18 protein-coding genes and 1 pseudogene are annotated in these 24,814 nt (G+C 72.0%); 3 read left to right on the top strand and 16 right to left on the bottom strand.

From position 1 onward, the window contains the following. The 3 genes and pseudogenes from VN779_RS15085 to VN779_RS15075 form a co-directional block, all read left to right on the top strand. Positions 1–795, top strand: a pseudogene (locus VN779_RS15085) (hypothetical protein); the annotation flags it as partial. 237 nt (positions 796–1,032) lie between these two features. Then, positions 1,033–2,298 carry a MurT ligase domain-containing protein gene (locus tag VN779_RS15080; RefSeq protein ID WP_349260810.1) on the top strand — a complete coding sequence of 422 codons (1,266 nt, stop codon included), beginning with the start codon at positions 1,033–1,035 and terminating at the stop codon, positions 2,296–2,298. A 2-nt stretch (positions 2,299–2,300) separates the two neighbouring features. Beyond that, positions 2,301–3,056, top strand: coding sequence for a glutamine amidotransferase (locus VN779_RS15075; RefSeq protein ID WP_349260809.1), 756 nt, complete (start codon positions 2,301–2,303; stop codon positions 3,054–3,056). Positions 3,057–3,102: 46 nt separating this feature from the next. On the opposite strand, the gene VN779_RS15070 is transcribed toward VN779_RS15075, so the two are convergent. From VN779_RS15070 to VN779_RS15000, 16 genes are all read right to left on the bottom strand, one after another. Continuing rightward, positions 3,103–3,957, bottom strand: coding sequence for an RNA methyltransferase (locus VN779_RS15070; RefSeq protein WP_325723672.1), 855 nt, complete (start codon positions 3,955–3,957; stop codon positions 3,103–3,105). A gap of 5 nt (positions 3,958–3,962) precedes the next feature. Next, positions 3,963–5,192, bottom strand: coding sequence for a uroporphyrinogen-III C-methyltransferase (gene cobA / locus VN779_RS15065; protein WP_349260808.1), 1,230 nt, complete (start codon positions 5,190–5,192; stop codon positions 3,963–3,965). 68 nt (positions 5,193–5,260) lie between these two features. Further along, entirely contained in the window at positions 5,261–9,796 is a 4,536-nt protein-coding gene (cobT, locus tag VN779_RS15060; RefSeq protein WP_325723669.1) for a nicotinate-nucleotide--dimethylbenzimidazole phosphoribosyltransferase, read from the bottom strand. 319 nt (positions 9,797–10,115) lie between these two features. Continuing rightward, complete coding sequence (gene cbiE, locus VN779_RS15055) at positions 10,116–11,432, bottom strand: precorrin-6y C5,15-methyltransferase (decarboxylating) subunit CbiE (RefSeq protein ID WP_325723666.1); 1,317 nt, start codon at positions 11,430–11,432, stop codon at positions 10,116–10,118. A 10-nt stretch (positions 11,433–11,442) separates the two neighbouring features. Then, entirely contained in the window at positions 11,443–12,486 is a 1,044-nt protein-coding gene (locus VN779_RS15050; protein ID WP_325723664.1) for a sirohydrochlorin chelatase, read from the bottom strand. Then, positions 12,483–13,124, bottom strand: a complete 642-nt coding sequence (locus VN779_RS15045) for a precorrin-8X methylmutase (RefSeq protein ID WP_325723662.1) — start codon at positions 13,122–13,124, stop codon at positions 12,483–12,485. Before VN779_RS15045 ends, VN779_RS15050 begins: the two co-directional genes overlap by 4 nt. Further along, positions 13,121–13,342 carry an indolepyruvate ferredoxin oxidoreductase subunit alpha gene (locus tag VN779_RS26490; RefSeq protein WP_349260807.1) on the bottom strand — a complete coding sequence of 74 codons (222 nt, stop codon included), beginning with the start codon at positions 13,340–13,342 and terminating at the stop codon, positions 13,121–13,123. The genes VN779_RS15045 and VN779_RS26490 overlap by 4 nt, the downstream gene beginning before the upstream one ends. Positions 13,343–13,356: 14 nt before the next feature. Beyond that, on the bottom strand, positions 13,357–15,078 hold the full coding sequence (cobJ, locus tag VN779_RS15040; protein ID WP_325723660.1) for a precorrin-3B C(17)-methyltransferase: 1,722 nt from the start codon (positions 15,076–15,078) through the stop codon (positions 13,357–13,359). Next, a complete protein-coding gene (cbiE, locus tag VN779_RS15035) occupies positions 15,075–16,352 on the bottom strand; it encodes a precorrin-6y C5,15-methyltransferase (decarboxylating) subunit CbiE (RefSeq protein ID WP_325723658.1) in 1,278 nt (425 codons plus the stop codon). Before cbiE (VN779_RS15035) ends, cobJ begins: the two co-directional genes overlap by 4 nt. Further along, positions 16,349–17,575: a cobalt-precorrin-5B (C(1))-methyltransferase CbiD gene (gene cbiD, locus VN779_RS15030; protein ID WP_349260806.1), complete on the bottom strand. Its 1,227-nt coding sequence runs from the start codon at positions 17,573–17,575 to the stop codon at positions 16,349–16,351. Before cbiD ends, cbiE (VN779_RS15035) begins: the two co-directional genes overlap by 4 nt. Before the next feature lie 45 nt (positions 17,576–17,620). Beyond that, a complete protein-coding gene (gene cobM, locus VN779_RS15025; protein WP_325723654.1) occupies positions 17,621–18,550 on the bottom strand; it encodes a precorrin-4 C(11)-methyltransferase in 930 nt (309 codons plus the stop codon). 2 nt (positions 18,551–18,552) lie between these two features. Continuing rightward, complete coding sequence (gene cobI, locus VN779_RS15020) at positions 18,553–19,305, bottom strand: precorrin-2 C(20)-methyltransferase (RefSeq protein ID WP_349260805.1); 753 nt, start codon at positions 19,303–19,305, stop codon at positions 18,553–18,555. A gap of 62 nt (positions 19,306–19,367) precedes the next feature. Further along, positions 19,368–20,759 (bottom strand): cobyrinate a,c-diamide synthase, encoded by a 1,392-nt coding sequence (locus VN779_RS15015; RefSeq protein ID WP_349260801.1) that lies wholly within the window; start codon positions 20,757–20,759, stop codon positions 19,368–19,370. After that, positions 20,753–21,409: a cob(I)yrinic acid a,c-diamide adenosyltransferase gene (cobO, locus tag VN779_RS15010; RefSeq protein WP_325723648.1), complete on the bottom strand. Its 657-nt coding sequence runs from the start codon at positions 21,407–21,409 to the stop codon at positions 20,753–20,755. The genes VN779_RS15015 and cobO overlap by 7 nt, the downstream gene beginning before the upstream one ends. 3 nt (positions 21,410–21,412) lie before the next feature. After that, on the bottom strand, positions 21,413–23,620 hold the full coding sequence (locus VN779_RS15005) for a VWA domain-containing protein (RefSeq protein ID WP_349260804.1): 2,208 nt from the start codon (positions 23,618–23,620) through the stop codon (positions 21,413–21,415). Between the two features lie 371 nt (positions 23,621–23,991). After that, positions 23,992–24,747, bottom strand: coding sequence for a Uma2 family endonuclease (locus tag VN779_RS15000; RefSeq protein WP_325723644.1), 756 nt, complete (start codon positions 24,745–24,747; stop codon positions 23,992–23,994). Between the last annotated feature and the right edge of the window lie 67 nt (positions 24,748–24,814).

The following is a 24,814-nucleotide window of genomic DNA, read 5'->3' as shown; positions in this document are numbered from 1 at the left end:
GAGGACGACGACGACGCTTTCGACGACGACGCCGAGATCGAGGCCGAGGCGGAGCTGGACGCCGATGAGGAGCTCGACGAGTCAGACGAGTCCGACGACGACGCGGACATCGAGCTTGACGCCGAGTCCGACGCAGAGGCGACGGAGTCTGACGAGGTGACAGAGGACGAGGTGACAGAGACCGACGCGGATGTCGACGGCGTGGACCCCTCCGAGGACGCGATCGCCGCAGACGAGCATTCCCTGGACGCAGACGAGAAGGATGGGGATGCGCCGGCATTGGCGTGGCAGACGTTCAGTGAACACGACGCCTGCGGCGTACACGCCTACGCGGAGCCCGCGGTCCTGGCGGCCGGGGTGCGCGCGGCGGGCGCGGTGACGGCCGCGGGACGCCAGGAGTTCGACGGCCGGATGCTGTCCGGGTACGCCGTCACGCTCAAGCCGAAGCCCGGAGATCCGGATCGGGTGCTGGCTCGCCTGGCCCGGCAGTTGCGCGACCATGGCGCGAACACGCTGGTGGTCACAGCGTTCGTGGACCAGTCAGCGGGCGCGGCCGAAGCGGTCCCGGATTTCTCCGGCGCCGACGACGCGGACGCGAGCGCAGGCGAGGGCGGTACGCGGATCGTGCGGTTGCGCCTGGAGTTGGCGCACTGGACCCCGGCCGACGACCCGACCGCGGATCACGCGGTAACGGTGGACCTGTTCGAGTTCGGCGATCCGGTGGAGGTCCAGGTGCCCGGCGGCCGCACGTCGCGGCGCACCGTGCGCTCGTGTGCGGACCTGGCGCTGTTCTAGATCCGGCAGGCTCGGCACCCCGCTGACTCGCCGTCAGATGCCGGTCCACTGCTCGCCGCGGTGGCCGCCGGTAACACGGCCGATCATGGCGGGCGGTAGCATGTGCGCCGCGCCGCGCTTCAATAAGGCGGCCCGGCCGGCCTGGCTGGTTCGGCGTGGCGCGGCGGCGGCGGAACGGAAGGGCACCGGGTGACGACGACGGTGGCAAGCGGGCACGACCACGATGCGGCAGGCGAGGTGGGCGGTCCGCTGCCCGCGCGCGCGAAGGTCGCGGTGGCGGCGGGCAAGGTGACCGGCGCGGTCTCGCGCGCGGCCGGCCGAGGCTCCGGCGCGGTGATCGGCGGCCGCGTCGCCCTGCGCCTGGACCCGCAGCTGCTGGCGCGGCTGACCGCGGGGCGCGACTGCGTGCTGGTGTCCGCGACCAACGGCAAGACCACCACCACCCGGCTGATCGCCGAGGCGCTGCGGGCGCTGGGCCCGGTGGTGTCCAACGCGCTGGGCGCGAACATGCCCGCCGGGATCACCGCCGCGATGGCCACCGACCGCGACGCGCGGCACGCCGTGATCGAGGTCGACGAGAAATACCTGCCCTCGGTCGCCGCGCAGACGAAACCGCGGGTGATCGCGCTGCTGAACCTCTCGCGCGACCAGCTCGACCGGGCCGCCGAAACCCGGATGCTCGCCCAGCGCTGGCGCGACGGGCTCGGTGGCACCGACGCGACCGTCGTGGCCAACTGCGACGACCCGCTCGTGGTGTGGGCCGCGGGCGAAGCCGACAACGTGGTCTGGGTCGCGGCCGGGCAGGCGTGGCAGGAGGACGCCTGGTCCTGTCCGCGCTGCGGCGGGGTGCTGCAACGCCCGGGCGACGACTGGCATTGCGCCGCGTGCGACTTCCGTCGGCCCGAGCCCACATGGCGCTTGGACGGTGACGCGCTGCGCGACCCGTTGGGCGTGCGGGTGCCCCTGGCCGGGCTGCAGCTGCCTGGGCGGGCGAATCGCGCCAATGCGACGACCGCCGCGGCTGTCGCCTCGCTCTTCGGCGTGGACCCGCAGCGCGCGGTGGCGCGCATGGAGCAGGTCACCGCGGTCGCGGGCCGCTACGACACGGTCACCTACCGGGGGCGGCGGCTGCGGCTGCTGCTGGCGAAGAACCCGGCCGGATGGCTGGAGACCTTCGACCTGGTGGCGGCCGAGGCTGACGCGGGCAGGGCCGACGGCGGCGGCGCCGGGCACCCGGTGCTGCTGTCGGTCAACGCGCTGGCCGCGGACGGCACGGACACCTCGTGGCTGTGGGACGTGGATTACACGCGCCTGGCCGGCCGGCCGGTGCTGGTGATCGGGCAGCGGCGCCTGGATCTGGCGGTGCGTCTGCAGGTCGCCGGCGTGACCTTCACCGTATACGACGACGTGGACGCCGCTGTCGACGCAGCGCCTGAGGGATTGATCGACGTGATCGCGAACTACACGGCGTTCCAGCAGCTGCGGGCGAAGGTGGGTGCGTGAGCGTGGCAGGGTTTGCAGGCAGGGCGGGACAGAGCGCGCTGCGGATCGTGTGGATCTACCCGGATCTGCTGTCGACCTACGGCGATCAGGGCAATGCGCTGATTCTGGCGTACCGGGCGGCGGCGCGCGGGCATGCGGTGGAGCGCGTTGACGTGCGCAGCGACCAGCCGGTGCCCGAGCAGGGTGACATCTACCTGATCGGCGGCGGCGAGGATCGCCCGCAGCGCCTGGCCGCCGAGCGGCTGCGCAAGGACCCGGGTCTCACGCGCGCCGTGCAGCGCGGCGCGGCGGTGCTCGCGGTGTGCGCGGGATTCCAGCTGATGGGTCACACCTTCTACGACGAGCAGGAGGGCGTGTTGCCGGCGCTCGGTCTGATCGATGTGACCTCGCACCGCGGCAGTGTGCGCTGCGTCGGCGAGGTGGTCGCGGACGCCGACTCGCAGCTGACGGTCGGCGGTACGGGGCTGGGCGTGCTGACCGGCTTCGAGAACCACATGGGCACCACGCTGCTGGGCGAGGGTGTGCGGCCTCTGGGTGCGGTGCGGACCGGCCACGGCAACGGCGCGGGCTCCGGCACCGAGGGCGCGCACAGCGGGAAGATCGCGTGCACGTACCTGCACGGTCCGGCGCTCGCGCGTAACCCAGCCCTGGCCGACCTCGTCCTGTCCTGGGCGGACGGCAACTCGGCCGCATCGCCTGTGGACGACGGCTGGCATCTACGGCTGCGCAAGGAACGCCTCGCGGCTGTCGGCGCGTAGGCCGCTCTCGCCGCGCGATGTTGTCCCGTCCAGCTGGACAGTGCGGTCAGCTGGTCAGGGCGTAGCAGGCGACGGCGGCCGCCGCGGCGACGTTCAGTGAGTCGACGCCCTCGGACATCGGGATGCGCACGCGTAGGTCGCAGGCCGCCAGCGCCCGCGGCGATAGGCCATCGCCCTCGGAGCCGAGCAGCAGCGCCACCTTCTGCCCCTTTTCCAGGCGCAGTGCGCGCAGGTCGATCGCGTCCGGCGCCGGAGTGAGCGCGAGGCGCCGGTAGCCGCTGTCGGCCAGCAGGTCCAGGGCGCGGGGCCAGAGTGGGCCGGCCGGGTCCGCGCCGAGGCGGGCGTATGGGACGGCGAACACGGTGCCCATCGAGACGCGCACGGCCCGCCGGTAGAGCGGGTCGGCGCAGTCCGGGGCGAGCAGCACCGCGTCCATGCCGAGCGCGGCGGCGCTGCGGAAGATCGCGCCGATGTTGGTGTGGTTGTTGACCTTCTCCAGCACCACGACCCGCCGCGAGCGCTCCAGCAGTTCGGCGGGGTCGCGCAGCGGCAGCCGGCCCATCGCGGCCAGGGCGCCGCGGTGCACGTGGAACCCGGTGACCCGCTCGAGCAGGTCGCTCGCGGCGACGTACACCGGGGCGCTGGTGCGGGCGAGGACAGGGGCCATCACGGGCAGCCATTTGTCGGACAGCAGCATCGAGCGCATCGGGTATCCGGCGTCGACGGCGCGCTCGATGACCTTCTCGCCTTCGGCGATGAACAGGCCGGCTTCGGGTTCGGTACGGGTGCGCAGCTGCATGTCCGTCAGGCCCACGTAGTCGCGCAGCCGCGTGTCGTCGGGCTCCTCGATGCGCACCAGCCGCTGCGCGAGGTCCGCGGGTTCCAGCGGCGTGTCGAGCATGTCGATCAGGGCTCCCGCGCCGCCCGGGCCGTGTCGCGGGCGAGGGCGACCACGGGGCCGAGCACGATGATCGCCGGCGGGCGCAACCCGGCGGCCGCCAGGTCCGCCGCCGCGTTCGCGAGGGTGGAGTGCACCGTGCGCTGTCCAGGCAGCGCACCGTCCTGGATCGCCGCCAGCGGCGTCGCAGGGTCCTTACCGTGCCCGATCAGCGTGTCGGCGATCGCGCCGATCCGCGGGACCGCCATCAGCAACACCACCGTGCCGCGGGTGCGTGCGAGCGCGGCCCAGTCCACCAGCGAGTCTGGGTGGTCCGGGGCGATGTGCCCGGAGACGACGGTGAAGTCGTGCGCCACGCCGCGGTGCGTGACCGGGATGCCCGCCAGCGCCGGGACGGCTACCGCGCTGGTGATGCCCGGTACGACGGTGACCGGGATGCCGGCTTCGGTGCAGGCGAGCAGCTCCTCGTAGCCGCGGCCGAACACGTACGGGTCGCCGCCTTTGAGCCGCACCACGAACCGGCCGGCTTTGGCGCGTTCGATCAGGATCCGGTTGATTTCCTGCTGCGCCATCGCGCGCCCATAGGGGATTTTCGCGGCGTCGACCAATTCGACGTCGGGGGCGAGCTGGTCGAGCAGCGCTTGGGGGGCGAGGTGGTCGGCGACCACGACGTCGGCCTCCGCGAGCAGCCGTCGGCCGCGCACGGTGATCAGGTCCGGGTCTCCGGGACCACCCCCGACCAGCGCCACCCCGGCGGGGCGTTCGCGGAAGCGGGGGGCGTTGAGAGTGCCCTCACGCAGGCCTTCGATGACAGCGTCGCGCACTCGCTGCGAGCGGCGCGGGTCACCGCCGTGCAGCACTCCGGGGCTCAGGACCGCTACCTGCACTCCTGCGTGCTGCCCGACCGCGGGGGTCCAAGCGGTGGAGGATGCGGCGTCGTCGGCGCGGGAGCAGAAGACACGTGCCGTTTCGGCTTCGGCAGCGACCGCCGCGTTGACCGAGGGGACGTCGGTGGCGGCCACGGCATACCACGCCCCGGCTAGGTCGCCGTCCTGGTAAGGGCGCTCGTGCCAGGTGATGCCGCCGGCTGCGGCAAGGGCGTCGAGCGCCGGGGTCGCGTGCGGGGCGATCAGCTCGACGTGCGCGCCGGCACCAAGCAGTCCGGCGACGCGGCGCGCGGCGACCGGTCCGCCGCCGACCACGACGACGCGTCGTCCGGAGAGCCGCAAACCGGCCAGGTACGGGTCCGCGGTCGTCGACTCGGACGCGCCGTGGTTTTGCGCTCCGCCCGGGGGCGGGGTGACGGTCACGTGCGTTCCCGTTCGGTGGGCGGCAGCACGCTGGCCTCGCTCGCGTCGGCCACGCCCGCGTCGTCGAAGGTGGCGACTTCCCGCAGCGCGCGCACAGCCGCGCCGACCAGCGGCAGGGCGAGCGCGGCGCCGGAACCTTCGCCGAGACGCAGTTCCAGGTCGATCAGCGGGGTGATGCCGAGAGCCTCGAGCGCGAGCGCGTGCCCGGGTTCGGCGGAGCGGTGTCCGGCGACGCAGGCCACGGTGACCTCCGGGCTCAGCGCCTGCGCGACCAGTGCGGCAGCCCCGGCGATCACGCCGTCGAGCACCACCGGGATGCGCAGCGCGGCCGCGCCGAGGATGAACCCGGCCAGGGCGGCGTGCTCTAGGCCGCCGAACGCCGCGAGCACCCCGAGCGGGTCTTGCGGGTCGGGCCGGTGCAGTTGCAGCGCCGCGCGCACGACCTCGACCTTGTGCGCGTAGGTCTGCTCGTCGATTCCGGTGCCGTAGCCGGTCACCTGCGCCGGGGATGCCCCGGTGAACGCTGCGATCAGTGCCGCCGACGCGGTGGTGTTGGCGATGCCCATGTCCCCGGTCAGCAGGCACCGGTTGCCGGCCGCGACCAGGTCGCGTGCGGTCTCGATGCCAGCTTCCAGGGCCGCGACGACTTCTTCGCGAGTCAGCGCGGGGCCTTGGGTCATGTCCGCGGTGCCGTAGCGCACCTTGCGCGGGATCAGGCCGCTTTGCGCGGTCAGTTCCGCGTTCACGCCGACGTCCACGACGCACACCTCGGCGCCGACCTGCTTGGCGAACGCGTTGACCACCGCGCCGCCGGCGAGGAAGTTCGCGACCATCTGCGCGGTGACTTCCTGCGGCCAGGGAGTCACGCCCTGGGCGTGTACGCCGTGGTCGGCGGCGAACACCGCGAGGGCCGCGGGTTCGGGAAGTGGCGGTGGGCACACGCCGGCGAGCCCGGCCAGTTGCTCGGAGACCGCTTCCAGCACGCCGAGCGATCCGGGTGGCTTGGTCATGCGCGACTGCCGGTCGCGCGCGGCGGCCAGTGCCTCGGGGTCGAGACCGCGGATCGCGTCGACGGTCTCGCCCAGCAGCGAGATCGGCTGCGCGCCGGGCAGCGCGCGCCGTCCGAAGCGCTCTTCGTGCACGGCCCACGCCAGCGGTCGGCGTTTGGCCCATCCGGCTCCGGCCAGTTCCGGCTCCTGCGGGAAGGACTTGACATATCCGACACAAAGATACGCCACGACCTGCAGATGGTCGGGCAAATCGAGGACGGCGGCCAGTTCCCGCTCGTCGAAGAAGGAGACCCAGCCCACGCCGAGGCCTTCGGCGCGGGCGGCCAGCCAGAGGTTCTCCACCGCGAGGCAGGAGGAGAAGGGTGCCATCATCGGCTGGGTGTAGCGGCCGAGGGTGTGCCTGCCACCGCGGGTGGGGTCGCAGGTGACCACGATGTTGACCGGGGTGTCGAGGATCGCCTCGATCTTGAGGGCGGCGAACGCGCGGGCGCGGGCCTTCGGCAGGGACGCGGCGTAGGAGCGGCGCTGACGTACGGCCAGGTCGTGCACGCGTCGGCGCATGGCCTCGTCGCGGATGACCAGGAAGTCCCAGGGCTGGGAGAACCCGACGGAGGGTGCGGTGTGCGCGGCCTCGAGGATCCGGGTGAGGGTCTCGGTGGGGAACTCGTCGGGCAGGAAGTCGTTGCGCACGTCGCGCCGCTCGTGGATGACCCGGTAGACGGCGGCGAGCGCGTCGTCCTCGTAGGCGGGCGCGCGGTGTGAATCGTCGCCGGCGTCCTGCTGGTCCTGCGGCGCGGCAGTGTTCTGCTTTTGGGCGGGTGACGACGTGGTGGGAGTGGGAGTGGTGGCTGCGGGCTGGGATGCGATTGGAGCGGGCGCGGCGCTTGTGGAGACTGCTTGCTGCGGACCGGCCGGGGTTTGTGCGGGGGCGCTCGCCGAGGCGGTGGCCGGTTCCGTTTTGGCGGGTCCGGGTGCGGCAGGTGCGGTGCCGGGTGCGGACTCTGCGACGCGGCGGCGGGTGCCGCGGGGCGGGGGCATGGTCGGCGTGGCCGCTTCCGCGGTGGCAGCTGCGGCAGGACTGGCGGCGGGAGTAGCCGCGGAAGGAGCAGCACGCGGAGCAGGTGCAGCAGTGGTCGGCGCGGAGGTCTGCGGCGGTTGTTGCTGCGGCGCTACCGCAGTGGGAGCGGCGGCGCCCTGCGCAGGGGCCTGCTGGCGTTGCAGCTGCGCGGCGGCCGCGGCAGCGGCAGCCTGGACAGAGTTCTGCGGCGCAGCGTGCGGCGCTTGGGCTGCGGCGGCGGTTCCGGGAGCCGTTTGCGCTTGCGGGGCCGCGGCCCCAGCCTGGAGCGGCGATTGCACCTGGCCTTGTGGCTGAGCATGCTGTTGGCCGGGCGCCTGGACTCGCGCGCGTGAGGCGGCAGCGGCTTCAGCGCGGCTGGGTGCCGCGCTCTGTACGGCCGCGGCGACCTGCGCGGACGCTTGCTGCGGCGCAGCGTTCGGCTGCACGGTGTTCGGCTGCACGGCGTTCGATTGCACGGTGTTCGATTGCACACTGTTCTGCGGCACCGCGTTAGGCGGTGCTGTGTTCTGCCGTCCGGGGTTCTGGTGCACGGTGTTCTGCTGTCCAGGGTTCTGCTGTCCAGGGTTCTGCTGCGGCGCGGTGTTCGGGCTCTGCTGCTGCGGCTGCGCGGGCAACGGCACCTGTCCGGTGCCCGGGCGCGCGGACTGCTGCTGAACCCCGGCGGTGCCGGCGTCAGCGCTCGGCGCTTGCCACACGGCGACCGCTTCATCGCCATATGGCTGCTGAGCTTCTAGACCTTCTTCGGCAAGCGCGTCGAAGGATCCTGACGAAGCCGGCCGGGTGGCGGTGGCGGCCGGGCTCTCGCTCACCGCGGCGCGAGACGGAGGCACCGGGGCGACGGACCGCAGCCGCTCGCTGCTCAGGTCGTCGGCGGCGCGCTCCTGCTGTGGCGCAGGCGGCTGCACAGCTTGCTGCCCAACCGACCCCTGCGCCTGCTGCGGTTGTTGCTGCGCCTGTGCCTGCGGGGTTTGAGCCTGCGCCTGCGGCTGCTGTTGGGGTTGTTGTGGCACGCCGACCGGCCGCCGCGGCGGCGTCAGCGTCTCGCGCTGAGCCGCGGCCTGCTGCGCGGAAGCAGTCCCCTGATTGCGGGCTTGCGCCTGGGCGGCCTGCTGGGCCTGACGTTCCGCGCGCGGCGGACGGGTCGGCAGCGGCGGCGGCCCGGGCAGCGGCTCGTCCGGAACCGCTGGTCTAGCACCCGCGGTGGTCGGCGAGGGCACCCGTGGAATCCCGGAGATCGAAGGCTGCCCGAGCGGTACTTGCCCGGAACCGCCCGCCGAAACCGGCTGCGCCGAATCCTGCGACGGCTGCTGCTCCTGCGGTGCGCCGGCCGGTCCCTGCGCCGGTGACGCAGAGCCCTGCTGCGCTGGCGGAGGGGCTGCCGTCCACGTCCCCGGACCGCTCATCGACGGACGCTGCGTTGTACCCGAAGCCGCCGGTCCCGCGGCCTGCGGTGCACCGTTAACCGGGGCCTGCCTCGAGGCGAACACCGAACCGCGGCCGTTCAACCCGCCCGGCGCGCCCTGCACACCCGCGCCCGGCGCGGCCCCGGCACCCACCTGCGGCTGCTGCTGCCCGTTCGGCGACGGCGCGGGAGCAGGCGCCCCAGGGCGCACGGTCGGCTCGTCGAACATCGGCCCGGGACGAAACTCCGTGGTCGGCGCATCGAACCCAGGCGGCGGACCGGCCTGCTCGTACGCGCCAGACTCGTAACCCTGCCGCTCGAACCCGGCCCCCGGTGCCACACCCGAGGCAGCCGGGTCGTACCCGCCGCGTTCGAACCCTGATTGCCCCGCTTGTCCTGGCTGTCCTGACTGCTGCTGTTGCTGCGGCGGCGGCTGTCCGCCCGCCACTGCCTCGTAGCTGCCCGGGCGGGACTGCTCGCGCGGATCAAAGCGCCGGCCCTGCTGGGTGAACCCGGAATCAAACGGCGACGCGTCGAACCGCTGCTGCGGGACCTGCGCTACGCCGCCCGCACGCGATCCGTATCCGTTGACGTACCCCTCGCCGTACGCTTCGCCGCCGTAACCCACGTCCCCTGAACCCGGCCCCTGCTGCTGTTGCGCCCGCGGCGGCGGAACCTGCGCGCCCGCGGCTCCTGCAGCAGGCCGCTGCTGCGCGTCCGGCACCCCGCGCCGGCCCGCGCCCACGGCGCGCTGTCCGGTCCCGTCCGGCTGCCCCGCCGCGCCGAACACCGCTTCCGCGTACGGCACGCTGCCGCCAGCCGCCAACCACGGCGCTGCGGCCCCGGTTCCGCTCCCGGCTCCCGCGCCGCCGGTCGCGTCACCACCGGCCGCAGGACCCTGATGCGGTACTCCCGCCGCCGGCACCCTGGGGCCCGTCGGAGGCGCGGTACGCGCGGCCGCGCCGGGCCCGGCCTCGGCCCCGGCACGGTCGAACTCACCCGTACCGTAGCCGCCGTTCCCGAACTCCTCGGTGCCGCTCATCACGCCTCCTCGATCCCAGTGGCCCACGCCGACCGGCGCTCCGCGCACACCACACGCGAAACCGGCCCGGCTTCAGGCGCAACCTGCCCGCCCCCGCCGCCGGCGAGGCGATCACGTACCCTATCGGGATTCACCGACGGCCGGAAAAGCCCGCCGGCCGCACGCCGCGTCCGCGAGCCAGTATTGGCCACTGCCCGCCACCCCCGGAACCGGTAGGCGGTCCGAGTGAGTGACGCGGTCCACTCGGAAGACTGACGCGACCGCGCCCCAGACCCGTTGCACCGGTAAGGACCCGCGGCGCCGGACACTCCGGGCGCGCTCACAGGCGCTCGCCCCACAGCACGAAAATCGGGTTGACCGCCGCGAACCGGTGCGCGTCTCCGGGCATGGGCGCGAGGCGCGAGGATTGCAGCAGCACTCCGTCCACCTTGCGCCCGGAGACCTTCAACGCCGCCTTGGCCTCCGCGACCCGGTCGATCGCCATGAGCGTCACCACCACGATGCGCGGGTCCCGGTTCATCGCCGCCCGGATCACCTCGACCCCGCCGCCGGCGACCATCACCGCGTCCGGCTGCGGCAGATCCAGCAGCGCCGCCGGGGCCTGGCCGCGCACGACCCGCACCTGCACACCGTGCATCGTCGCGTTCAGGTCGATGCGCTCGCACGAATCCGCGTCCCGCTCCACCGCGATCACTGCCGCGCCGAGCCGCGCGCACTCGATGCCGACTGAGCCCGAGCCGGCGCCCACGTCCCACACCAGCGCCCCGGGGCGCGGCGCCAGGCGCGCGAGCACCAGCGCCCGCGCCTCTGAGGTCGTGATGCGCGCGGTGCGGTGCACGAAGGCGTTCTCCGGCAGCGCCCAGCTTCCCGGCGGCCCACCCCAGCCCGCCAGCAGCGGCGGGCGCGGCGGCGAGGCGCGATCTTCGTCAACGCACAGCACGATGCTCGGCTCACCCCAGTGGTGCCGGTCCGCGGCCTCCTGGAGGCTGAGCCACTCCACGGACTCCTCCGGCTCGCCGAGCCGCTGCGCGACCACGAGCGTGCGCTCCAGCGCGTGCTTGTCCGGGCCGAGCAACTCGACCGCCAGCTCCCGCGGTCCTGCCCCGGGACCGGTGAGCACCGCGACCTTCGGGTGCGCCCGGCACAGGTTCGCCGCGGTGCGCAGCGTGGAGACCGGCCGGCCGGCCGCGGGGTCGAACACCGAGCGGCTGGACGCGGTGCGTTCCGTCGGATCGACCCCGTCCGAGGCCGCGTCCACCGCGACCACGAGCGCGTCCTCCCACGCCATGCCGATGCGCCCGAACGCGGCCGCGACCGAGGAGATCGCCGGCAGCGTACGCACCCTGATTTCCTGCTCGCGCAGCGCGCGCACCACCCCGAAGAACCCGGGGTCTCCGGAGGCGACCACGACCGCGGGGCCGTCGTGCAAAGCCAGGTGGGTCAGCGCGGAACCCAGGCCGCCCATGTAGATGCGCCGCGCCGTTTCCGGGATCGGCAGCGCGTCCAGATGCCTGATGTTCCCGACCACCAGCGTCGCCTCGGCCAGTGCCCGACGCGCCTGTGGGGAGGGGGGAGACCCGTCGAACCCGAGGACGGTCACCCGCGCGTTGCGCCCGCTCAACTCCTGCGATCCCATGGCCGTCCGATCATCGCACGGATGCCGGGCCGGTGTGACGCACTACCGGCGAATGCGGGTCCTGAGTCACCTGGGGGCGGTGATCCGCTTCGTGCAGCTGTTCGCCAGGATGCTGGTGTGCATGGATGTGCGCGTGTGCGCTGCCGTGATCGTGGGCATGGGCGTGATGGTGCCCGGCCGGGTCGTCCGGGTGGTCATGCGGACGCTGCACCGCGCCGACCCGGTCCTCGAAACCCGGCATCGCGATCCGGTACACGCACGCGTCGCAGTTCACCGACACCGGACCAGCCACCGCCTCGGCGTATCGGTCCAGGACGAGATCCGTCAGCACGTCGCCATCCGCGAGCGCGCTGTCGCCCAGAAGCCGCCCGACCGTGACCTCGAGTCCCAGTTGCTCGGCGGCGCGCTCGCTGTGCGCCACGATCCGGTCCGGCAGCACGCCCGCGAACAGGAAGTACGGCAGCACCGTGACGCGCCGCGCCCCCAGCCGCGCGAGCCGCTTCAAGCCCTCGCCGACCGACGGGTGCGCCAGGGAAACGAACGCCGGTTCGACGAACTCGACCCCTGTCTCCCGCGTGGTCTCCCAGAGCAGCCGGGCCGCGCGGTGCAGGTCCGCGTTCGCGTCCGGGTCCGTCGTTCCGCGCCCTACCAGCAGTACCGCGTCGGGCCGAGGCTGCGCGCTGGCCGCTAGGCGCTTGCGCAGCAACCCGATGATTTCCGGGTGCACTCCCAGCGGTCGCGCGTATCGCGTGCGCAGCCCCGGGTGCCGGGCCCGTTCCCGTGCCAGCGCCGCCGGAATGTCACCCTTAGCGTGGCCCGCCGCGAGCAGGATCAACGGCACCGCGACCACATCGCGACGCCCTTGTGACACCAGTTGCGCGACGGCGTCGCGCAACGGCGGCGGCGACAGCTCGATGAAGCCACCGGCCACCGCGTCCGCCGAGGCATCCGCCCGTGTCTGCGCACGCTCGCCCACCCGCCGCACGAACGCCCGGAACTGCTCCGCGCCCGCCTCGTCCCGGGTGCCGTGCCCGACGATCAACAAAGAGGTCACGCTCGGCTCCGCTCGCGTTCGCTGCTCGATTCGATGTACAACAGGGCGTTGACAGCGGCGGCGGCCACCGCCGAACCACCCTTGCCGCTGCGATTCGACACCGCCCGCGGTGACAAGCCTTCGTGCGCGCGCAACGCGGCCTTCGACTCCGTAGCGCCCACGAAGCCGACCGGCATGCCGATCACCAGCAACGGCCGGTACTCGTCGCAGTGCTCGATCAGCTCGAACAGCGCGGTCGGCGCGCACCCGATCACGTACACCGCGCCCGGCCCGGCCTCGTGTGCGGCCAGTCGCAGCGCCGCAGCTGAACGCGTGAGCCCTTCTTGCGCCGCGATCTGCGCCGCGCGAGGGTCGGTGATGCGGCACACGGCCGGGCGGCGGGTGATGCCGGCCGCGACCATCGCGACATCGGCGACGATCGGCGCGCCGGAATGCAGCGCGTCGACCGCCTGCGCCAACACCGGCTCCTGCGGCAACACCAGGTCCTCGGCGTATTCGAGGTCGGCGCTGGCGTGCACGACCCGCTCCAGCACCGCGCGCGCCAACGGCGGCCACGCGGCGGCCGCCGGATACCGGTCGGCCAATTGCTCCCGCAGGATCGCGTACGACTCCTGTTCGATCGCGTGCACCCTCCTCACCGGCCACTCCCCCTCTCGACCAGCTCGATCGCATCGACCGGGCACACCTCGACACACTCTCCGCAGCCCGAACACCGCTCTTCCACCACGAGCAACCGGCTCCCGAGCGGCCGGAAAGCGTGCTCCGGGCAGGTCAACAGGCATGCGCCACAGCCCTGGCAAGCCCCGACCTCGGCGACCAAGCCCGTGACCTGACCAGGCGTCCCGCTGGCCGCCATCTCGGCGCCTGCCGTCACTGTGCCCACGTGTACCCCCGCGGGGTCACGAACCGACCGCCAACGATGCGCGACTGCGAACACCCGACCGTCACGACCGTGTACATATCGACTACGACCGGATCGAATGTGTCCAGCGTCGTCAGACCCCAGCTCTCGTCCGGCCGTGACGCGTTGCGCACCCAACCGACCGGCGTCGAACCCGGCCGGTGCGCTGCCAAGATCCCCAGCGCCTTGCCCAGCTGCCAGTCGCGTTGCCGGGAACGCGGGTTGTAGAAGGAGACCACGAAGTCGCCCTCCGCGGCCGCCCGGATGCGCCGCTCGATCGCCTGCCACGGCGTATGCAGATCAGAGAGCGAAATCGAACAGTGATCATGCCCGAGCGCGGCTCCCAGCACGTTCGACGCCGCCGTCGCCGCCGTGATCCCCGGGACGCAGACCACGTCCACGTCGTCGGCGTCCGCGTGATCCAGCGCTGGCGACGCCATCGCGTATACGCCGGCGTCACCCGAACCGATCAGCGCTACCGCCAAGCCGGTGCGCGCCAACTCCACCGCGCTTCGCGCCCGCTCTTCCTCCGCTCCGAGGGCGGTGGCGCGGATCTGCGTGCCTGGCCGCAACAGGTCCCTGATCTGCTCGACGTACTGATCCAACCCGACCACGACACTGGCTCGCCGCAGCTCCTTCACCGCGCGCGGCGCAAGCAGATCGCGCGCGCCCGGACCGAGTCCGATCACCGCGAGCCGGCCCCGCGGACGCACCCGCGCGACCGCGGCCGTCGCCATCGGTGATTTGATCTTGTACACCGTCAGATCCGCCAGCGGCCGCGTCGGCCCCGTATAGCGAGCGGCAGCCTCAGCGACCGATGACGTCCCGGTCTCGGCCGCGACCACCGGCGATGGGTTGGGCACCTCGACCGCGGCAAGATCGGCCGCCGCGTGGAACTCAACTGGCCAACGGCGAGAGCGCGCGGCCTCCAGCAGCCCGGCCTCGTCGGCCTTCAGATCGAGCGAGGCGAGCCGCAGCACCGACCCTGCCGACAAACCGCCCGCGGCCAGCGCTGCGTCGATCGTGTCCAGTACTTCCTGGGCGCTGACGCCGCGCGACGCCCCGACGCCGATGACCAGCGACGCCGGACGGTATACAAGTGCCGTGTCGGACATGTCGACCAGCTCATCGCTGATCACGATGTCCGCTTCCACGGGGTTCTGTGTCGGCGTCACATTCGGCGGCAACGCGGGCAGCGGCCAGCGCTCCGCGCCGAAGACCATCGTCGGCTCGCCCGATAGGATCTGAGCGCCGACAGCAGCTAGCCGCTGCGGGTTCTCCAGCACGAACCCGAGATCCCCGCCGAACGAATCAAGCGGCGTGATCCCAGACGCGTCGGACGCGGTCGTGATCACCGGCACGCAATCGAGCACCTCGGCGACGCGCTGCGCCAGTTCGTTCGCGCCGTTGTGCCCGCCGAGCACGGAGACCGCGAACTGCCGTGCCTCGTCCACGCACACGACAGCCGGGTCCTCGTGCTTGTCGCGCAGTGCTGGAGCCAGCACCCTGACCGTCGCCCCGACCGCGAGGAAAGAAACGACTGCATCGCATTCGGCGTAGGCGGTGCGCAGCGCATCTCCGGCAGACACGCCGTCCTCCGCGTATCGCCGCACGGCCTCGTCGCCCCACGCCGCGGCAAGCGCAGAGGACGCGGCGCGCCCCGAGGCCGTGACAGCCACCAAACCGATCACGCGGCACTCCCCCACACGACATAGACAGGATTGAGAGCGGCGAACCGGTGCGTCCCGTCCGGCAAGGCCGCCATCCGCGAGGACTGACTCAACACCCCGCCGACCTCTCGACCGTCCGCTTCCAATGACCGGACCACTTCGCCTACTCGCTCCACGCTCGCCAGCGCGACCACGATCCTGGCCGGTCCGCGCTCCAACGCGGCGCGCACCACATCGATCCCGCCGCCGCCGACGAACACGGCATCCGGACGCGGTAGGCCGCTGAGCACGCCCGGCGCGCGGCCCTGCACGACCGCGACGTCCACGTCATGCGCCGAGGCGTTCGCGGCGATGCGCCCGCACGAAGCCGCGTCCTGTTCAACGGCGATCACGGCGGCACCGAACCGCGCGCACTCGATGCCGACCGACCCGGAACCGGCGCCGAGATCCCACACGAGGTCACCGATGCGCGGGGCGAGCCGGGCGAGCACCAGCGCGCGCACCTCGGCCTTCGTGATCTGGCCATCTCGGTGCTCGAACGCGGACTCCGCCACCGCCCACTCGGCGCTCGGCCCGTTCCATCCGGCCAGCCACCGCTTCGATCCTGAGCTTGGCCGTGGATCCAGGCACAGCGCCACGTTCGGCTCGGCGAAGTCATCGCGTGCCGCCGCCTCATCGAGGGTCAGGTGCTCGACGCGCTCGGCAGCGTGCGCTAACCGCTGCGCGACCAGCAGCACTCGCTCACTCGCGACCCCGCCGTGCACCAGCTCGCGCGCGAGCTCTCGCGGTCCCGCGCCTGGCCCGGTCAGCACGGCGACCTTCGCGTGCGCGCGGCACACGTTCGCCGCGCGCCGCAGCTCGCGGCCGTCCCCGCTGCCGTGCGCGCTGACCACGAGCGCGTCGTCCCAGGTGATCCCGGCCCTCGCGAAGGCAGTCGCGACCGACGAGACGGCCGGGTACACGCCAGCCGGTTCGAGCCCTGCGTCGGTAAGCGCCCGCAACACGCCGAAGAAGCCCGGGTCACCGGAGGCGAGGACGACGGCCGGTCCTTCGTGCTGCGCCAAGGCGCGCAACGCGGGTTCGAGGGGGCCGAGCGTGACGGTGACACGATCGTCCTTCTTCCCATGCCGCCCTGCCGGGCCTTGGCCGAGCGCCTCCAGATGGCGCGCTCCGCCAACGACCAGCGTCGCCTCGTCGAGCGCTTGTCTCGCTGAGATGGACAGCGGCGCGCCGTCCCACCCAATGACCGCGATGCGCGCGCTCCTCTTGTCACGACCTTCCGCTGCGGCACTCATGCGTCGGCCCAGTTCGAACTCGCGGCTACGAGCGTCTTGCCGGTGAAGTCGACCAGTGCAGCGCGCGCGGCGACGCGTCCCTCGGCGAAGCGTTCCAGCACGTCGGCGACCTGGTCGCACAGCACCCGGCCGCACGCATCCAGCGCGCCCGCGTCCTGCCAGACCTCGTAAGCGTGACGCGCGGTGTTCGCGGCGCTCACTCGCTCGGCTAATGCTTCGTCGCTCGTGGCACGCCGCGTGATATCCGCGAGGACGTCCGTGTCGACCGCCGAACGCGTGTAATGCGTCATCAGAATGCCTGCGGCGAGCTTGGTGAGCTTGCCGATCATGCCGACGAACACGACGCGCGGTACCGCGTGCTCGACTGCCTTACGTAGCGCCGCGCCGGTGAAGTCGCCTACCTCGACGAAGCAGACCTCGGGCAGGCCCGGCAGCAACGCCATCGCGCCCTTCTCCGTGCGGCCCCCGGTACACAGCACGAGCGGCGGCAGCGGTGCTTGTGTGCTTTCGGCCTGCGCGCCGAGAACCGCGACGGCCTGTTCGACGGATGCCCGCCACGACGCCGTCGAGAAAGGCCGCACGATGCCCGTCGTGCCGAGAATCGAAATGCCGCCGAGGATGCCGAGCCGGCGGTTGGTCGTCTTACGCGCCATCACCTCGCCGCCGGGCACGGAGATCACCACGCGCAGCATGCGCTCATCCGCCGCCGGTCCCCGCCTTAGTTCCGCGGCCTCGAGTGCTTCGCTGACGGCTCGTTCGATCATCGCTCGTGGCACCGGGTTGATCGCCGGGCCGCCGATCTCCAGGCCGAGACCCGGCTTGGTCACGACGCCGACGCCCTCGCCACCTTCGAGCTGTATCGCTCCGCCCGCAAGGCTGATCGCGCTGGCGTTCTGCGCCGCGACGCCCGCACCAGCGACTCCGCTCGCGCCTTCGCGCCAAGAAACGGTCGCGGTCAGGTGCGCGCCGTGGGTGACGTCAGGATCGTCGCCGGCATCCTTGACGACCACGGCCTGCCATGTGCCGGGCTTGAGTTCTTCGCAACGCTCGACCGGGAACGTCACGCGCTGCGACCACTGGCCGTCCTTGCCGGGCAACGAGACCTCGACCCGCTCGGCCGGCTCGCCCGACACCAGCGCGCACGTCGCCGCCTTTGCCGCCGCTGCCGAGCAGGTCCCGGTGGTCCAGCCGCTGCGCAGCGCCTTTCCGCCGCGCGTCTTCATGGTGCGCGGCAGATCGGGCTCGCGAAGTTCGCTCACGTCGGGACCCTACTTCGGGTCCGCCGACGTGGCCTGCCGAGTCTCACCGCTGGCAGTCACCGCGCCGGTCCCAGCGCTCGCCTCACGCAGCTGCGCGCGAGCGGCCCGGTCGGCGCGGCGGTGACCGTGAAAGTGCCCGGGGTGGTAGAGGTGCGAGCGGGTGCCGTGCGCGCCGAGAGCCGGGCCGATCAGGAACAGCGTGTGCTTCCACAGCTTGCGCGCCTTGACCGTTTCCTCCACCGTGGCCACGGTGCAGTGCGCCAGTTCCTCGTCTGGCCAGGTGGCGCGGGACGCGACGATTACCGGCGTGTCCGGGGCGTACCCTCCGGCCAGCAGCTCTGCGGCGAGCTGACCGGAGCGCGCGGCGGAGAGGAAAACGGCCATCGTCGTGCCGTGGGCGGCGAACGCGCGGATCGACTCGCCCGGCGGCATCGGGGTCTTGCCGCCTTCGAGCCTGGTCAGGATGACCGATTGCGCCACCTGTGGGATCGTCAGCTCGCGCTGGGCGAGGGCGGCGACGGCGGAGAAGGCCGAGACGCCGGGCACGATCTCCACCTCGAGGCCGAGCTCGCGCGCGCGGTCAAGCTGTTCCTGGACGGCTCCCCACAGTGCGGGATCGCCGGAGTGCACCCGCGCGACGCGCAGCCCTTCGGCGGCGGCCTTCTCGTAGTACGGCAGCACGCCTTCGATCGGCAGCGCGGCCGAGTCGACGATCTCGGCGCCGGGCCGAGCGTGCTGCAGGATTTCCTCCTGCACGAGACTGGAGGCCCAGATCACGACGTCCGCCGCGCCGATCGCCCGCGCCCCGCGCAGCGTGATCAGATCAGCCGCTCCGGGGCCGGCGCCGATGAAAGTCACTTTCCCGCGTGGACCCGCCGCCGCATCGATCGCAGTTTCGTCGGTCGTCACGGTCTCATCCGCCGTCACGGTCTCCTCCATCGTCACAGCGCACCTCCGCGTTGCCCGCGCGCAGGCGGTGCGATCAGGGTCGTGAAGTACGGTGCCCGGCCGGAACCCGGCTCCGTCGTAGCACTGCGGCGAGCGAGCCGGGCGATCGTCTCGGTGGGAAGGCCAAGATCGGTGCCGAGGACCGCGTGCTCACGGCGGTCCGCGCGTTCGACCGCCGCGACGAGGGCATCCAGATGACGGCCGCCCTTGTAGACCACGACGGTTCCCGTGCCGGCAAGCGCCGCGTCGACCGCGTCGAGCGCCCGATCAGCATCGGGACCTGCGACGGGCACCAGGGTCAGCGGTTCGCGTCCCTCGGCCAGCGGGACACCGGCGCGAGCGGCCAGGTCCTGCATCGCCGTGATTCCGGGCACGGTTCGAATCCTGATGCCCGGCTCCACCGCCGCGACTGTGTGCGCGAGGTAGGTGAAGGTCGAGTACAGGTTCGGATCGCCGAGCGTCGCGAACGCGATGCGCAGCGCGCCGCCCCGAAAGGCGTCCAGCACGACGCGCGCGGCCTCGTCCCAGGCAGCGGTCCGCGCCTCGGTGAGCCCGCCGGTGTCATCGAGGGCGAAGACGAGCGCCCTCGCCTCGATTCCGGTGGCCTCGTGCGCGATCTGCGCGGCTCGCGACGGCTTGTCCAGCGCAGTCGTCGGCGCGAATACGGCATCTGCTTCACGCAGTACACGCACGGCCTTCAGCGTGAGCAGTTCCGGATCTCCCGGCCCGACACCCACTCCGGTCAGCTCCCAATGCGGAGCTGGCGGGGCGTTCGTGTGCGCCGCGGCCTCGGCGAGTGCGGAGGCGATCAAGGGGTCCACGCGGCCGCCTCCCGCACGATCCGCGTCGCGATCGACGGCGTACCGGCCCAGTGCAGGTGCAGGTAGGAGGCGTGCACCCGGCCTTGTGCGTAACCTTCCGCGACCTTGCTGCCAGCAACCCGATCCGGTGCCCACAGCCAAGCCGGCGTACCGCCCGCCGCCGGTTCGAGCTTTGTGCGATGGAACTCGTGCCCAGCCACCCGCGTCCCGGCGTCGCAGAGCAGGTTGTCCTCTGGCGCGATGGCCTCCCGATAGCCGAGAGTCAGCTGCTTGGTCATCGTGGCTGCCGCAGGAAGCAGGCCGCACATCGCCGCGCCATCAAGAGACTCGGCGAGATACAGCAGTCCCGCGCATTCGGCGGCAATGACGCCACCGCCCTCGGCAAGCTCGCGCACAGCCGCGCGCAGCGCACCATTTGCGGAAAGCTCGGGCGCGTAAATCTCCGGAAATCCCCCACCGATTACGAGAGCGCTCGTCTCGTCGGGCAGCTTCTCGTCATGCAGCGGATCGAATGGGACGACCTGCGCCCCGGCCGCCGCGAGTAGCTCGGCGTGCTCGGCGTAGGAAAACGTGAACGCCGCACCCGACGCGATCGCCACAACCGGCGCCGCTGCCGCCTCATCGCCGCGCTCGCCAGCCGACTGGGCGACGGCTTGCCGCGGGCTCCAGTCCCGCTCCGGCAGCGCGGCCGCCGCTCGCGCGATCCGCTCCACCGCCGCTAGATCGATGGACCCCTTCACCAGCTCAGCCAGCGCATCCACGGACGCGACCGACTCCGGCGCGCGCTCGGCGACCGGAACCAGTCCGAGATGGCGGGACGGCGCCGCCACGGCAGCGCTGCGGTGCAGGCTGCCGAGAACGGGCACGCCGATCTCGTCGAGCGCTTCGGTGAGGATCGCGCGGTGCCGATCGGATCCGACCCGGTTGAGGATCACGCCCGCGATCCGAAGCGCCGGATCGAACGAGCGGAAGCCGTGCACGAGCGCCGCGACCGAACGCCCCTGCGCCGTCGCATCGACCACAAGGATCACCGGAGCGTCGATCAAGTGCGCGACATGCGCGGTCGATGCGAACTGCGCGCGCCCCACCGCGCCGTCGTACAGGCCCATGACGCCCTCGACGACAGCCAGGTCCGCGCCCCGCGAGCCGTGCGCGAACAGGTCGCGCACCCGCTCCTCCCCGACGAGGAAAGGATCGAGGTTGCGGCCCGGTTTCCCGGCCGCGAGCGCGTGATAACCGGGGTCGATGTAGTCCGGGCCGACCTTGAATGGCGCGATGCTCAGCCCGGCGCGGGCGAACGCCGCGATCAGGCCGGTGGCGACGGTCGTCTTGCCGTGGCCGGAGGCCGGGGCGGCGATGACGATGCGCGGGATCACCACTCGATACCCCGCTGCCCCTTCTGGCCCGCGTCCATCGGGTGCTTGACCTTCGTCATCTCGGTGACCAGGTCCGCGGCGTCGAGCAGTTCCGGCGCGGCGTCGCGGCCGGTGATGATCACGTGCTGGTTGCCAGGTCGATCGTGCAGGACCTGCACGACCTCCTTGGCATCGACCCAGCCCCACTTCATCGGGTAGGTGAACTCGTCGAGCAGGTAGAGCCGGTAGGTCTCGGCGGCCAGGTCCTCCTTGATCCGTTCCCAGCCGGCGCGCGCGTTCTCGGCCTGCATCTCAGGGTCCGAGTGCAGATCGCGCGCAGTGTTTGATCCCGGGGGGCGACCCCCGTTCCCCCGAAGCCAGGACCAGCCCTCGCCCATCTTGTGCCACGCCACCGGCGCGCCCTGGCCGGTCTGCTCGTGCAGCGCGCCGAGGGTCTTGAAGACCGGTTCCTCGCCGATCTTCCATTTCGCGGACTTGACGAACTGGAAGACCCCAATCGGCCAGCCTGCATTCCAGGCGCGCAGGGCCAGGCCGAACGCAGCGGTGGTCTTGCCCTTGCCGTGCCCGGTGTGCACGATCAGCAGCGGACGGTTGCGGCGCTGACGGGTGGTCAGGCCGTCGTCGGGCACGTAGAGCGGCTGTCCTTGGGGCATGGGTCAGGCCGCCTTTCGCTCGACATAGGGCGCGGTGCCGGAAGATGCGGTGTGCTGCTTGAGCGGATCCAGGTTCGAGCGCACGGTCGCCGCCAATGCGTCCGGTTGCCCGGTCGCGGCGAGGTCTGCCATCGGGACATGCTCACCGCCGAGCTGTGCGGCCAGCTGCGCGGCGAGGCCGAGCCGGATCGGTCCGGTTTCACAGTCCACGACGATCGACGCAATGCCCGACGCAGCCAGGTGCGAGGCAATCCGCCTAACCTCTGCCTGCGCACCACGCGAACCGCCGCCGCTCGCCGATGCGGTTGGCGTGCCAGCGCCCGCCCCCACGCTCGTCGCACGCCCATCCGTGACAACGACCAGCAACGGCCGACGGCGCGCGTCCCGCAACCGCTCCCGCCGCACCACCTCCGCGGCGGCTAGCAGACCGGCGGCGAGAGGCGTACGACCACCGGTCGGCAACGCGCGCAGACGTGCGGCCGCGGCTTCGACGGAGGTGGTCGGCGGCAGCGCGACTTCAGCGCCGCTGCCCCGGAAGGTGACCATGCCGACCTTGTCGCGGCGCTGATACGCGTCAAGGAGCAGCGAGAGGACGGCGCCCTTGACGGCGGCCATGCGGGCGCGCGCGGCCATTGACCCGGACGCGTCAACGACGAAGAGCACGAGGTTGCCCTCGCGATCGCGCCGGATCGGCGTGCGCAGATCCTCACCGCGCAGCAGCAGCCGACCGGACGAGCGGCCACGCTCGGTCTGATGCGCGGCGGCGGCCCGAACCGTGGCGGGAAGGTGGAGGGAGGAGACGAGCTGGCGCGGTGCCTCTGCGCCAACCGTGCGACCTCGCCCCATCGAACGGCCTGCCGACCGACGCCCCGGCACGCCCTCGCCTACGCCGGGGACGGCGTAGAGCTTCGTGCGATAGGGATCCACGGGCGCGACCGCGGTCTGCTCAGGCGCAGGACGAGGCGACGACGCCCCGGCCGACTCGTCGTTGGCGGACTGGGCACCACTCGACGAGTCCGGTGCCCCTTCCCCCGGCGCGTCGCCCTGATCCGCCTTCTCCTCGCCGTTCTCGTTTTTGTCCGCCCTACGCTCACCTTCCGGGGCCGAGCTGTCTGGACTCTCGGGATCCGCACGCTCTAGAGGCCTGTTAATTTTGTCCAGCTCAGCGGGACGGTCCGCGTCGTCCGGCCCATCAGGATCCGCATCCGGCGGCGGGTCGTCGTCCTGGTCCCGAAGTGCCTCGTCGAGCTTGTCCTCGTCCAATCCCGGCGCATCGAACGGATTGCGTCGACGCCGGTGCGGCAGCGCGAGCCGCGCGGCGTCACGTACCTCCGCCGCGGTCACCGCCGGCAGTCCACGCCAGGCCGCGAGCGCGATCGCCGCTCGCGCGGTCACCAGATCGGCGCGCATCCCGTCCACCTCGAACGCCGCGCAGACCCGCGCGATCCGTTCCAGTTCCGCGTCCGGCAGTTCGACCGATCCGAGCACTGCCCGCGCCGCCGCGATCCGCTCCCCCACTTCCCGATCCGCCTCAGCCCACGCGGCCGCGAACCTAGCCGGGTCGGCCTCGTACGCCAGCCTGCGGCGCACTACCTCCGCGCGCTGCTTAGGTTCCCGGCTCGCGGCGACCTCGACGGTCAGGCCGAACCGGTCAAGCAGCTGCGGCCGCAGCTCGCCTTCCTCCGGGTTCATCGTGCCGACCAAGATGAACCGCGCGGCATGCCGCACCGAGACCCCGTCGCGCTCGACATGCGCGACTCCCATCGCGGCGGCGTCCAGCAGCACGTCCACGAGGTGGTCCGGCAGCAGGTTGACCTCGTCGACGTAGAGCATTCCGCGATGCGCCGCGGCGAGCAGTCCGGGCTGGAACGCGGCGACGCCCTGCCCGAGCGCGCGTTCGAGGTCGAGCGAACCGGTCAGCCGGTCCTCCGACGCGCCGACCGGTAGCTCGACCAAGCGTGCGCGCCGCGACTCGCCCCGCGGGTCTGGTTCCGCGGGATGCGGCCCATCGGGACAGCCCGGGTCCGGTGCGGCCGGGTCGCAGGCGAAGCGGCAACCCGGGACAACCGAGACCGACGGCAGCACGGCGGCCAGCGCGCGCACCAGCGTGGATTTCGCGGTGCCCTTCTCCCCGCGCGCGAGAACGCCGCCGACGCCGGGGTGGATCGCGTTGAGGATGAGCGCGAGCCGCAGGTCCTGCTGGCCGAGCACGGCCGAGAACGGGAAGTGCGGATCAGCCGCCTGCGCTGATGCAGCTGCGAACTGTCCGGCGGTCGCGGACGCGGTGCGCGCCACGTCCGCCGCGGCCTGCGCGGCAACGGCCACAGAAGTGCCTTCCTTCTCCCGGGAGCCCACGCCCGATCGAGCAAAGAAACCGACGGACGGCTGGGAGTTCCTGACTCACGCGGCGCCCCGGCGTCAACCGGGTCACGCTGCACTCACAGTGGCGGGACCGCTCCGGACTGGACCCCAGACGAGCCGGTACGACTACGTACAGGCAGCTCGGCAAGGGTAGGCACCGGATTCCTCCGTGACCGTCGCCTAGAGCATAGCCGTACCGTGCCCGGCCGTTGACGCGGCTACTACTTCTCCCAGGGCAGCCAGTTCTCGGTCGAGATCTCGACGCCGAACGGCTCCGGCAGCACGATCGTCTCTCCGAACGCCCACTGCTGCTCGCCGAGATAGAGACCACGCGCTGGGTTCGGCTCCGAGTAGAGCGTTACCAACGACTTGTTCGGCGCGCGATCGACCAACAGGTAGAACTCAACCTCTTCGTGGGCGTAGCCGTTCCATTTCGTCGGCCGCGACCGCTGACGTCCCGGGGCGCGGTCATCAGCCGCCGTTGCTTTCGACGTGATCTCCACCACCAGGCCGATCATGTCGGCCGTGAGGCTCCGCGCATGTTGGTTGGATGCGGCCTCGAAAACGTCCGCGGTGAGCACGATGAGATCAGGAATGTAGCCGTCGCCGATGCGCGGCAGGTTGAAGTCGATGACTTGGGCGGTACGCCATCGGAAGTCTGCTTCGAGCACCCGACGGCGACTAAAGGCGTCTTGGATGTCACTAACGATGAATGCGTGCTCTACAAGCGGCCCGGGAGACACGACGATCTCGCCCCCAATGATCTCGACGCGAGTTCTTTTGTCGTCCGGGATGCCGAGTTCCTCGAGTAGCCGCCCCTCGACCCATAGATCATGGGCGGGTTCGGACAGCATGAGGTGCTGTCGCAGCATCGCCGGTACTCCCACGGCACGCCTCCTGTTCGCCTTCGCCGAGCGTGAGCTGCCACGACGTGGGCTCTTGCTCAGCGTAGCCGGGCGGTCAGTGATCGTGGTCATGGCGATCACTATAGGGAGCATTACCCTAGAGAGGTTTACCCTATACGTGCCGATCATCAGATCGAGT

It is taken from the genome of Actinocrinis sp. (assembly GCF_035605935.1).
Lineage (GTDB): Bacteria > Actinomycetota > Actinomycetes > Streptomycetales > Catenulisporaceae > Actinocrinis.
Note: the sequence above shows the minus strand (reverse complement) of the source record. Positions and strands in the feature narration are given on the sequence as shown.

What these genes read in the sequence shown, in the direction of transcription:
- VN779_RS15070 (WP_325723672.1), bottom strand. Translation starts at nt 3,957, where the DNA reads ATGCTCGACACGCCGCTGGAACCCGCGGACCTCGCGCAGCGGCTGGTG.
- cobT (WP_325723669.1), bottom strand. Translation starts at nt 9,796, where the DNA reads ATGAGCGGCACCGAGGAGTTCGGGAACGGCGGCTACGGTACGGGTGAG.
- cbiE (WP_325723666.1), bottom strand. Translation starts at nt 11,432, where the DNA reads ATGGGATCGCAGGAGTTGAGCGGGCGCAACGCGCGGGTGACCGTCCTC.
- VN779_RS26490 (WP_349260807.1), bottom strand. Translation starts at nt 13,342, where the DNA reads ATGGCGGCCAGCGGGACGCCTGGTCAGGTCACGGGCTTGGTCGCCGAG.
- cbiE (WP_325723658.1), bottom strand. Translation starts at nt 16,352, where the DNA reads ATGAGTGCCGCAGCGGAAGGTCGTGACAAGAGGAGCGCGCGCATCGCG.
- cbiD (WP_349260806.1), bottom strand. Translation starts at nt 17,575, where the DNA reads ATGAAGACGCGCGGCGGAAAGGCGCTGCGCAGCGGCTGGACCACCGGG.
- cobM (WP_325723654.1), bottom strand. Translation starts at nt 18,550, where the DNA reads ATGGAGGAGACCGTGACGGCGGATGAGACCGTGACGACCGACGAAACT.
- cobO (WP_325723648.1), bottom strand. Translation starts at nt 21,409, where the DNA reads ATGCCCCAAGGACAGCCGCTCTACGTGCCCGACGACGGCCTGACCACC.
- VN779_RS15000 (WP_325723644.1), bottom strand. Translation starts at nt 24,747, where the DNA reads ATGACCACGATCACTGACCGCCCGGCTACGCTGAGCAAGAGCCCACGT.